Annotated in this window: 11 protein-coding genes; all 11 read left to right on the top strand. The window is 35.6% G+C overall.

Annotated elements, in window-relative coordinates:
• Nucleotides 1-484: dTDP-4-dehydrorhamnose 3,5-epimerase (rfbC, locus tag AC1DND_RS06440; protein ID WP_477580056.1), on the top strand; the 484-nt coding region annotated here is incomplete at its 5' end.
• Nucleotides 481-1,341, top strand: a complete 861-nt coding sequence (rfbD, locus tag AC1DND_RS06435; protein ID WP_477580054.1) for a dTDP-4-dehydrorhamnose reductase — start codon at nt 481-483, stop codon at nt 1,339-1,341. The genes rfbC and rfbD, both read left to right, overlap by 4 nt.
• 71 nt (nt 1,342-1,412) lie before the next feature.
• Nucleotides 1,413-2,273 (top strand): glucose-1-phosphate thymidylyltransferase RfbA, encoded by an 861-nt coding sequence (gene rfbA / locus AC1DND_RS06430; RefSeq protein ID WP_477580052.1) that lies wholly within the window; start codon nt 1,413-1,415, stop codon nt 2,271-2,273.
• Nucleotides 2,274-2,556: 283 nt separating this feature from the next.
• Nucleotides 2,557-3,834 carry a nucleotide sugar dehydrogenase gene (locus AC1DND_RS06425; RefSeq protein WP_477580050.1) on the top strand — a complete coding sequence of 426 codons (1,278 nt, stop codon included), beginning with the start codon at nt 2,557-2,559 and terminating at the stop codon, nt 3,832-3,834.
• A gap of 618 nt (nt 3,835-4,452) precedes the next feature.
• Entirely contained in the window at nt 4,453-5,193 is a 741-nt protein-coding gene (locus tag AC1DND_RS06420; protein ID WP_477580048.1) for a tyrosine-protein phosphatase, read from the top strand.
• Nucleotides 5,194-5,369: 176 nt separating this feature from the next.
• Nucleotides 5,370-6,176 (top strand): polysaccharide biosynthesis/export family protein, encoded by an 807-nt coding sequence (locus AC1DND_RS06415; protein ID WP_477580046.1) that lies wholly within the window; start codon nt 5,370-5,372, stop codon nt 6,174-6,176.
• A gap of 20 nt (nt 6,177-6,196) precedes the next feature.
• The gene (locus AC1DND_RS06410) at nt 6,197-8,542 is read left to right on the top strand and encodes a GumC family protein (RefSeq protein WP_477580044.1); all 2,346 of its coding nucleotides are present in this window, start codon (nt 6,197-6,199) and stop codon (nt 8,540-8,542) included.
• A 16-nt stretch (nt 8,543-8,558) separates the two neighbouring features.
• Nucleotides 8,559-9,686, top strand: a complete 1,128-nt coding sequence (gmd, locus tag AC1DND_RS06405; protein ID WP_477580042.1) for a GDP-mannose 4,6-dehydratase — start codon at nt 8,559-8,561, stop codon at nt 9,684-9,686.
• Complete coding sequence (locus tag AC1DND_RS06400; RefSeq protein ID WP_477580040.1) at nt 9,686-10,645, top strand: GDP-L-fucose synthase family protein; 960 nt, start codon at nt 9,686-9,688, stop codon at nt 10,643-10,645. The genes gmd and AC1DND_RS06400 overlap by 1 nt, the downstream gene beginning before the upstream one ends.
• A 2-nt stretch (nt 10,646-10,647) precedes the next feature.
• A complete protein-coding gene (locus AC1DND_RS06395; RefSeq protein ID WP_477580039.1) occupies nt 10,648-11,352 on the top strand; it encodes a GNAT family N-acetyltransferase in 705 nt (234 codons plus the stop codon).
• A partial coding sequence (rffA, locus tag AC1DND_RS06390) for a dTDP-4-amino-4,6-dideoxygalactose transaminase (protein WP_477580037.1) occupies nt 11,340-12,148 on the top strand: 809 nt, incomplete at its 3' end. The genes AC1DND_RS06395 and rffA, both read left to right, overlap by 13 nt.

The raw sequence follows: 12,148 nt of genomic DNA, 5'->3' as shown, positions 1-12,148 counted from the left end.
CCGGGGGTATTTTTTTGAAAGTTTTAACCAAAATACATTCGAAGAAAAAACGGGTTTATCAGGCAGGTTTGTTCAGGATAACGAATCTTATTCTTCTTACGGTGTAATTAGAGGTTTACATGCCCAAACCGGAGAATTTGCACAAGCCAAATTAGTCCGTGTAACCAAGGGGGAAGTATTGGATGTTGCGGTAGATGTACGTCCAAGCTCACCAACCTATGGTAAACATTTTGCCATACGCTTAAGTGCAGAGAATAAATTACAGCTTTATATACCAAGAGGTTTTATACATGGCTTTTCGGTATTGAGCGAAACGGCAGAATTTTTATACAAATGCGATAATTTTTTCAATAAAGCTTCAGAAACCGGCGTAATTTATAACGATGCGGACCTGAATATCGATTGGTTAATTCCGGAGAAAGATCAGGCGGTATCTGATAAAGATTTACTTTTAAACCCCTTTTCAGCTTTACAACATATATGAGCAAAATATTAGTAATTGGTGCCGGCGGACAGTTAGGCCAGTGCTTAAAGGTGGTTGCGGAGCGAAGAGGAATTACAGAAATTGTTTTTCCAGCTGAGCAGGATGCCAATATTTTGGATGAATCTGGTTTGAATGATCTGTTAGCTGCTGCGCAACCTGCTTTTGTGATTAACTGTGCCGCTTATACTGCTGTAGATAAAGCAGAGGATGAAGTTGAGCTGGCTAAAGCAATTAACGAAACAGGTGCGGGATACCTGGCCTCAGCTTGTCTGGTAAATGGGGCAACGCTTATACATGTTTCCACTGATTTCGTTTTCGAAGGGAATGAAGTAAAATTACTAAAGGAAGACGACGAGGCTAGACCAATCAATGTTTATGGTGTAACCAAACTGGATGGAGAAAAAGTAGTTTCATCCAAGCTGCCAACCCATTTTATTGTCCGCACCAGCTGGTTGTATTCTGAATACGCCAATAATTTTGTGAAAACCATGCTTAAACTTGGTGCGGAGCGTGACGAGCTGAATATTATTGCCGATCAGGTGGGTACGCCAACCTACGCGATTGATCTGGCAAATGCTATTTTTGATATTATCGCATCTTCATCTACCTCGTACGGAGTATACCATTATAGCAATGAAGGTGTAACCTCATGGTTCGATTTTGCAAAGGCCATTTTTGATATCAGCGAAACGGCGGTTAAAGTGAATCCTATTCCAGGGTCTGCTTACCCAACCAAAGCCACACGGCCAGCATTTTCGGTAATGGATAAATCTAAAATAAAAAATACATTTAATATTGAAATCCCTTATTGGAGAGATAGTTTGGTGGAATGTATAAAACAAATTAAAATACAATAAATAGGTATCATTATTTCATTTAGGTCTGCAATGACCAATGAACCAATGACCAATGAACTAATGACTAGAATATGAAAGGTATAATCTTAGCTGGTGGCAGCGGAACCCGTTTGCATCCTTTAACTTTGGCTTGTAGTAAACAGATGATGCCGGTTTACGATAAACCGATGATCTATTATCCTTTATCTACGCTGATGTTGGCTGGGATAAAAGAAATTCTGATTATTTCTACCCCACACGATCTGCCAAATTTTGAGAAATTATTGGGGGATGGTGCTTCTTTAGGCTGTAAATTTAGTTATGCCGTACAGGCCGAGCCGAATGGTTTAGCACAGGCTTTCGTGATTGGCGAAGAATTTATCGGTCAAGATAAGGTAGCTTTAGTGTTAGGCGATAATATCTTCCATGGCGATGGTATGGCCAAATTATTACAGGCCAGTTCCGATCCCGATGGCGGTGTGGTATTTGCCTATCAGGTTTCAGATCCAGAACGTTACGGTGTGGTTGAGTTTGATGCTGATAAAAAAGCAATTTCTATTGAAGAAAAACCTGTTCAACCCAAATCAGACTACGCAGTACCAGGATTGTATTTTTATGATAATGAGGTTGTAGAAATTGCCAAAAATATTAAACCTTCACCTCGTGGCGAGTACGAAATTACCGATGTGAACCGAATCTATCTAGAACGAGGTAAATTAAAGGTAGGCGTATTAAGCCGTGGAACAGCCTGGTTAGATACCGGGACTTTTACCTCTTTAATGCAGGCAGGGCAATTTGTGCAGATTATTGAAGAGCGACAAGGCTTAAAAATCGGGTGTATTGAAGAAATCGCTTATCGTATGGGCTTTATCGACGCAGAACAGCTTAGGGCTATTGCTACACCTCTGGTTAAGAGTGGTTATGGAAGTTATCTCTTGAAGCAGATTAAATAACAAATTCGACTACAGTTAATATACTCAAAATAATAAATCACCATTCAATGCCATTGTATTGACTGGTGATTTTCTTTTATTTGGGATTTTTGTCATCCTGAGCGCAGCGAAGGATCTCTAAAATGCATATGCAATCTTTATTACCATATAAGATATAAGTTCATTTAAGCATTACGCTCCATCCAACGCTGCGTACTTCGCGCTTTCTCTTTGTGTCCTTTGTGGTTAAAAGAATTAAGCATTCTACATTTATCTTATATTTGCCCAATTACCGAAAGAAAAAATGAATACAGAAAATCAGATTGCTATTATTGGTTTAGGTTATGTAGGCTTACCCCTGGCAATCGAATTTGCTAAGAAATATAAAGTAATTGGTTTTGATACGAATGAGGAGCGGGTAGCGGAGTTAAATCAGTTAAAGGACAGAACAAATGAAGCCAATCTGGAAGATCTGAAAACTGTAATTTCGGCATCGGAGATGGGATTAACCCTGAGTGCCAATTTAGCCGACCTGRCCAAATGCAGCATCTATATCGTTACCGTCCCTACCCCTATCGACCATCTTAAAAGGCCGGATCTGCAACCTTTACTTGCGGCCAGTAAAATGTTAGGTATTGTATTAAAAACAGGTGATATCATCATTTATGAATCAACTGTTTATCCAGGTTGCACCGAAGAAGATTGTGTACCTGTTTTAGAAAAAATTTCAGGATTAAAATATAATATCGATTTTTTCTGTGGTTATTCCCCAGAACGGATTAATCCTGGAGATAAAATTAATACCCTTACCAAAATTAAAAAGGTAACATCAGGCTCTACGCCTGCAATTGCTGCTGAAATTGATCAACTCTACGCATCAATTATTACGGCAGGTACCCATTTGGCACCCAGCATTAAAGTAGCAGAAGCCTCAAAAGCAATAGAAAATGCGCAGCGGGATGTAAATATCTCTTTTGTAAACGAACTGGCCTTAATTTTCGATCGCATGGGCATTGATACAACAGATGTATTGGCTGCTGCTGCAACCAAATGGAATTTTCTAAACTATAAACCCGGCTTGGTTGGTGGCCATTGTATTGGCGTAGATCCCTATTATTTAGCACATAAGTCAGAGTCATTAGGCTATAAGCCTGAAGTAATCCTATCTGGCAGAAGGGTGAATGACAATATGGGGATGTTTGTGGCCAATAAGGTGATCAAAATGCTGGTGGCCAAAGATAAAGTGATCAATGGCGCTAAGGCCCTAATATTGGGTTTCGCTTTTAAAGAGAATTGCCCCGATACCCGAAATACCCGGGTAATTGATATTTACAAAGAATTGAAATCGTTTAGTATGGACGTTGATGTATACGATCCCTGGGCCAATGCAGCTGAAGTGGAGGCTGAATATAATATCCGGATGATTCAAAATGATGATTTCGGGTATTATGATGTAATCATTTTAGCAGTGGCCCACCAGCAGTTCTTGCATATCGATTATGCTAACTTTAAAGCAAAAGGTTCGATTATTTTCGATACCAAATCCTTTATCAACAGAGATTTGGCGGATGCAAGGTTATAATATTGCTATATAACACTAATATTTGTTTACCCCTTCTGTACCCTTTGTTTACCCTTTCTCTATACCAAGTTAACCCCAGGGTTACCCCATGCTTACCTATTCTTTACCTTTTTATTACCTAAAAGGTAAACAAACAATGTAAAAATGGCCGATAAAAGGAAATGTATAAAGCAGCAAAAGGCTTGGCTAGTGTGAGCTTGGTAAGAAGAATGGGTAAAGGTAGTAAATACGATTTAGCAGCTTTGGTTAACGATATGGTCATTTCTGATCTTCATTTATGAAAAAAGATGATATTTTAAGGGGTGTTTTAAAGCCTTAACTATTTTGAATAACATTTCTGAAGTACTGTTGATCGTGTATAAGTTATATTTTTGTTAATTCTCTTGCACAAATTAAGCTGTAGAATCTTTTTAAAGCATCATTTTCGACTATTTGTCTGATTTAATCTACTCTTTATTGGAAAATAGCATGAATTTTCTTAAATTTAACTCGTTAATTAGAATACTTTTGTTGTTCGGTAAATAATACTTTCAATTCGCATATTATTGCAGTGATTGTTTCGTTTATAAACGAGTGATATGATAAGGCGATTTAATTTGATATTCCATTGTTATAAATATGTTAAATTTTTTTTCAAAAAAGAATAAAGTAACTGATATCTCCTGGTTAGGCGTTGATATTCATTCGCATATCCTGCCAGGTATTGACGACGGCTCTCCTGATATGGAAACTTCCGTTCGATTTGTAAAATCGCTTACGGAGCTGGGGTTTGCTCAATTAATTGCGACCCCTCATATTTATAAAGAGCTCTATCCAAATACGAAAGTAAGTATCGATAATGTTAAAGAAAATCTACAAGAAGTACTTAACAAGGAAAATATATCAACCAAATTAGGAGCGGGTGCGGAGTATATGATAGATCAGGATTTTACTCTGGATGAAGATTTATGCCCGTTGGATCAAAAGCATTTACTTATAGAAATGTCTTACCTATCTGAAAGCCCTGATATTAGTCAAACCATATTTAATATCGAAATTAAAGGATATAAGCCAATTTTAGCACACCCAGAACGTTATACATTTTATTTTAAAGATAAAAGCCGATTAAAGAGGTTTAAAGAAAAAGGCTGTTTATTACAGTTAAACCTACTATCTGTTTTGGGGTATTATGGGCGCGATGTGAAACAATTGGCCGAGATGCTATTAAAGGAAAAAATGTATGATCTAGCAGGAACTGACCTTCATCATGATAAGCATTTGCTTACCTTAACTGATGCGGTACAATCAGGTAGGTTGCATGATCTCATAGGTCATTACAGTTTTAAAAATCAAGAGACATTTAGTTCTATTTATGCTTAAGAGTGCTTTAAATGGAATACTCTTTCAATTTACAAATTATGTTAAAGGTTTAATATAAAAACTTGATGTAAAATATTCAAATTTCTAAAATTAATCGTTTTTAGATATTACAATTAAATGATTAAGTTTGCAAGCTGTTTAAAATGATCATTTTCATTTTAAATGGATATATACCTATGAATAAAAAAAATAACATGAAAAGAGAGGTGAAATTAATAATCGTATTGTTAATTATTACCTTAAGCTCATCTTGTGTGAGTAATAAAAAAATAGCTTACTTTCAAGATATACAGGGTGTTAACAGTGCGAAGCTTGAAAATGCAACAGCCTATACTGAGCCTGTAATACAGACAGATGATATCTTAAGTATAAATGTTTTTACCCTGAATCCTCAAAGTGGTGCCATCGTTAATCAAGCAGCTGCAACTCCTGCCCTTGGAGGAAATACAAATAGCAGCCTCTCTACGCAAAATACAGGATTTCTTGTAGATAAAAATGGAGAGATTGAACTTTCTTTAATCGGGAAAGTTAAGGTTGCAGGGTTAACAACCTATCAAGCTAGGGAATTGATTAGAGGGAAAGCGACAGATATTTATAAAGAACCGAATGTACAATTGAGATTTGCTAATTTTAAAGTTAGTGTTCTTGGTGAAGTGAATGCTCCATCAGCTTATACATTGCCTAATGAGAAAGTATCGATTCTTGATGCCTTGAGTTTAGCTGGAGATCTGACCATATATGGGCGCAGAGAAAATGTACTTGTAATCCGTGATAATAACGGAAAGAAAGAATTCGCCCGACTAGACTTAAACTCATCAGAAATTTTTAATAGTCCCTATTATTATTTAAAGCAAAATGATGTTGTTTATGTCGAGCCAAACAAACGTAAGGTTTCGGCCTCTAATTCTGCCCAGATACAAACCATAGGTGTAATCGCATCCGTAATATCCGTAATTGTATTGGCAATAAGTAGTTTCAAATAATAATCGAGCTTAGTTTATACATGAATAATTTTCAAGAAAATCCGAATATAGAAGAAGAGGAAAGTGTTGATTTAAAAAAAATATTTTCAAAAGTTGTAGAAAAATGGCCCTGGTTCTTTGTGAGCATTATAATTTGTTTACTAGCTGCATTTTTATATGTGAAATTTACCGCTCCTAGTTATCAGATCACTGCTAGGGTTCTGGTTAATGACGATGAAAAGGGTGGGGGTATGGCAAAAGAAGCGGGCGCTTTGATGGATTTAGGCGGACTATTAGGGTCCAAGAATTCTGTCGATAATGAAGCTGAAATTCTCAAAACACGTTTTTTGATGGAGCAGGTAGTTCGTAAAATGGAACTTAATATTACCTATAGTACCAGAGAAAATTTTATTAAAAGAGAAATTTATGATGCGCCATTTAAATTAGAAATAATAAATGGAATTGATACAATTAAAGCAACTGCGCTCGATATAGAAAAAATTAATAATGGTAAATTCAGAATAAAGGGTAAAAAAATAGATAAAGAAGTCTCTTGGAACCAACCCTTTAAGTTAGATGATGTCGGCCTGGTAAAATTGGTTCCAAAATTTGGTAACTATGCTTTTTCTAATACATATGCCGTACTTATAACTTCATTAGACGAACGTGTAGCCACATTGATGAAGAATCTGTCTGTTACGGTTTCTAATAAACAGGTAACTATTATAGATTTAGGATTATCTTATCCATTACAAAAGAAAGGAGAGGATATTCTGAATACCCTGATTGGACAATATATTGCATCTAGCTTGTACGATAAAAATATAATAGCCGATAGTACAACCAAATTTATCCAAAACCGTTTGGGCAAGATTGCTAATGAGCTGGGGGATGTTGAAAGTAGGGTTGAAGAATTTAAGAAAACTAATAAGCTTGCCGATATGTCGGAACAAGGTAAACTTTTAGTTCAAAACTCAGGGGAGTTTGCTTCAGAGTTAGCTAAGGCCGAAACACAAGTTGCTATATTGGATGATTTGGAAAAATATCTCAAAGATGAAGGTAAAAATAAACGTGTTTTTCCAACATCGTTACTTCCTCAGGATATGGTTTTCTCAGGCATTATGAATCAATATAATGCACTGTTGATCGAACGAGATAAACAGTTGTTGAGTGTAACTGAAGAAAGTCCTTTTGTTAAAAATATTGATGATCAAATCGCTGGATTACGGAATGGAATATTGGCTAATATTCAGAGTACTAAAAATACCTTTGTTGTAACGCGGGATAAATTACGTAGTCAAGTAAACCAAACAGAAGGGAAGATATCGGGTGTTCCTCAAATTGAGAAAGATTATTTAAAGCTGGCTCGGAATCAAAAAATCAAAGAAGAGCTTTATATATTTCTAATGCAGAAAGCAGAAGAAACTGCGATATCTAAAACCTCTAACATTTCAATTGCTAAAACGATAGATCCACCAAAAGCCAATGTGGAGCCAATAAGTCCTAAACAAAAAGTTATATATTTAGCAGGGTTTTTTGCTGGTTTAGTTATACCACTTATATTTATCTTTATCTCTGATTTCTTTAATACAACCATTTCTACAAAAGAAGATATTACAGCAAAAACCAATGTCCCGGTTATTGGAGAAATCAGTCACAATGAATATAATGATAATTTAATCGTTGCTAACAAAGAGAGATCAGCCATTTCTGAGCAATTCCGTGCGCTGCGAACAAACCTTTCCTTTTATCTGAAAAGTAAGGAAGAAAAAATTATACTACTTACATCTAGTATGAGTGGAGAAGGTAAATCTTTTACAGCTATTAATTTAGGCAATATTTTAGCCCTGGCCGGGAAAAAGGTATTGTTGATGGAATTGGATTTAAGAAAACCCGGCCTTTCGGCTAAGTTAGGTGTTTCAAATGATATTGGTTTTAGTAATTACACCATAAGTAGTGATGTTAAAATTCAAAGCATTATTAAGCAACTTGCCATTAATAAAAATATGTTTATTATTTCGTCTGGGCCCTTACCACCAAACCCTGCCGAGACCTTAATGAGTGAGCATACGCCTGTTCTGATAGAAGAATTAAAAAAGCAATTTGACTATATCATCATGGATGCTCCACCGGTGGGGATAATTACTGATGCCCAACTGTTGGCTAACTATGCTGACGTGACACTGTATTTAGTTCGACAAAAAGTAACCCATAAAGATCAGTTAGCTATCGTTGAAGATCTTTACAAGAAAGGTAAAATGAAGAAACTGGGTATAGTTGTGAACGATATTGTTAGCAAATATTACGGGTATGGTTACGGCTACGGTAATTATGGAGAGGTCAAAAAAAGTTCAATTTTTGAGAGGGTATTTAGTAAATTCAAATGACGCAAGATAATATAAAATGAAAACTGCACTAATAACAGGAATTACAGGACAAGATGGTGCTTATTTAGCAGAATTACTGCTTGAAAAGGGTTATATGGTTCATGGAATTAAGAGAAGAAGTTCGATGTTCAATACTGATCGTATTGATCATTTATATCAGGACCCACATGAGGACAATGTAAGATTTAAATTGCATTATGGGGATTTAACAGATTCAACCAATTTAATTCGTATTGTTCAAGAGGTACAACCAGACGAAATTTATAATCTAGGCGCGATGAGTCATGTGAAAGTGTCCTTTGATTCTCCCGAATATGTAGCTAATGTTGATGGTATAGGAACGCTAAGAATATTGGAGGCAGTGCGAATTTTGGGGCTAGAAAAGAAGACCAGAATATATCAAGCATCAACTTCCGAATTGTATGGTGGTATGCCGGAGAATAAAAATGATAAAGGATTTTATGATGAAAATWCACCTTTTTATCCACGCTCACCATATGGCGTCGCGAAGATTTATGGTTTTTGGATCACTAAAAACTATCGGGAGGCCTATGGCATGTTTGCTTGTAACGGCATCTTGTTTAATCATGAAAGTCCTTTACGTGGCGAAACTTTCGTAACGCGTAAAATCACTAGAGCTGTAGCTAAAATCGCTCAAGGTTTACAAAGCAAATTGTATTTGGGCAATTTGGATGCAGAACGAGATTGGGGGCATGCTAAAGATTACGTAGAAGCCATGTGGCGGATCCTACAACAAGATGTGGCAGAAGATTATGTTATTGCAACAGGAGTTACCACGCGGGTAAGAGAATTTGTACGAATGGCTTTTGCTGAAGTTGGTATTGCAATCGAATTTAAAGGAACTGGTATTGAAGAAAAAGGATATGTAGTTGCCTGTGGTAATAAAGGTTATCAACTTGAATTAGGGACTGAGGTTGTGGGGGTAGATCCCGCATATTTCCGTCCAACTGAAGTAGATCTTTTAATTGGCGACCCTACAAAATCCAAAACTAAGTTAGGCTGGATTCCTAAATATGACCTAGCTGCTTTAGTAAAGGAGATGGTAGCTGCGGATGTTGATCATTTCAGCAAAGAACAATTATTGAAAGCCCATGGCTATGTTATTAAAAATCAGTACGAATAATGTCTGAGGTTTATTTAAATGATAAATCCGCTAAAATTTACATTGCTGGTCATAGAGGAATGGTTGGCTCTGCGATTTTACGGAAATTAAAAAGTGAGGGTTTTAGCAATATTGTAACTAGGTTATCAAATGAGCTAAATTTGAAAGATCAGACTGCCGTAAATGATTTTTTTGATTTAGAAAAGCCAGAATACGTATTTTTAGCAGCTGCCAAGGTCGGCGGTATCATTGCCAACAATACTTATAGAGGTGAATTTTTGTACGATAATTTGATGATTCAAAGTAATGTTATTGAAGCATCTAGAAATGCCAATGTGAAAAAATTGATGTTTTTAGGCTCCTCATGTATTTATCCAAAAATGGCGCCACAACCCTTGAAGGAAGAATACTTATTAACTGGTGAATTAGAATTGACGAATGAACCTTATGCGATTGCAAAAATTGCTGGCATTAAAATGTGTGATGCATATCGAAATCAGTATGGTTGTAATTTTATATCAGTAATGCCAACTAATCTATACGGTATAAATGATAATTATCATCCAGAGAATTCTCATGTTTTGCCTGCATTGATACGTCGATTTGATGATGCAAAAGCACAAAACGCTCCTTATGTAACAATATGGGGTACTGGATCTCCCAAAAGAGAGTTTTTATTTGCTGATGATTTGGCTGACGCCTGTTACTTTCTAATGCAAAGTTATAATGATAGTGGATTAGTAAATATAGGTTGTGGAGAAGATTTGAGTATTAAAGATTTGGCATTAATGATTAGTGACGTTATAGGCTATAAAGGAGAAATACGGTTTGATAGATCGAAACCCGATGGAACCCCTCGGAAATTAATGGATGTTTCAAAGTTAACATCACTTGGATGGAAGTACAAAACCAATCTTATTGATGGGATATCTCTGGCTTATTCAGATTTTAAGAGTAATCCGTTAACGAAAATAATTTAGCAATGATTTGTAAATTAGTAGAATGGGATTCAAATTTTTTTTCCAAGAAAATTTATAAAGCTACTCTAAATAATAACTTTACAGACGAGGAAAAGACTGAAATTCAAGATTTAAATGCCGATTTAATTTATATAGTAGCTTCGGAGCCAAATCCTAGTTTGATTAAGAATATTACTAACCTTGGCGCTCTCTTATACGACAAGAAAGTAACTTACAAAAAATCATCTTTTTTTGATCAAAAAGAATTTACTAATAATTTATCTTTTAATTCTGCAATAAATTTGAGTTCTAATCTTGAAAAAATGGTTTATCAAAGCGGTAAATATTCGAGATTTAATTTAGATAGAAATTTAAACTATAACTACGAAAGGCTCTATAGAACTTGGATTGATAAATCTTTAAGCAGAGAATTAGCCGATGAAGTATTAGTTGCAGTTGATCCTACAAATAACGAAGTGGGTTTTATAACCTTGAAAAAAACCGAATATGCAGGGAATATTGGTCTTATTGCCGTTGATGAAAAATATAGAGGGAAAAAAATTGGTGTCGATTTACTTTTGATGGCTGATCAGTGGTATAAAGAAAACAGTGTCAAAGAAGCAACTATAGTTACTCAATTAGATAACATTCCTGCTTGTAACTTATATGAAAAAATGGGCTACAGTTTGGATAAATTAGAATACATATTTCATTTATGGAAGAAATAAAAAAAATTCCTTTTAATAAACCGTTTTTAACGGGGAAAGAAAACCATTATCTATATCAAGCAGTTTTATCTGGAAAAATCTCTGGTGATGGTGTCTTTACGAAAAAGTGTCACACTTTTTTTGAACAAAAATACCACTTCAAGAAAACTCTATTAACAACATCATGTACGGATGCCTTGGAAATGGCATCAATACTAATTGATATTAAGCCTGGTGACGAGATTATTGCACCTTCCTATACATTTGTGTCTACCGTAAATGCATTTGTTTTGCGTGGAGCCAAAATTGTTTTCGCGGATAGCTGTGCTGAGAATCCTAATATTGATATAAAACAAATAGAGGCATTAATTACAGATCGAACAAAAGTAATTATCCCGGTGCATTATGCCGGAATAGCCTGCGATATGGATGAGATCATGGCTTTGGCGAAGAAATATAATTTATATGTAGTGGAAGATGCTGCCCAAGCTATAGATTCATACTATAAAGGAAGTCCACTCGGCGGAATTGGCCATCTGTCAGCTTTTTCATTTCATGAAACTAAAAATATAATATCTGGAGAGGGTGGTCTGCTGGCAATAAATGATGAGAAATTTTCTGAAAGGGCTGAAATTATTAGAGAAAAAGGAACAAATAGGTCTCAGTTCTTTAGAGGAGAGGTAGATAAATATGGATGGGTAGATATTGGATCGTCATTTTTGCCCTCTGATATTATTGCGGCATTTTTATATGCACAGCTGGAAAATTTAGACGAAATTCAATTTAGACGTAAGCAGATTTGGAATCAATATTATTC

This window comes from Pedobacter sp. 01N416, from assembly GCF_056399685.1.
This window is presented reverse-complemented; position numbering and strand designations above follow the sequence as displayed.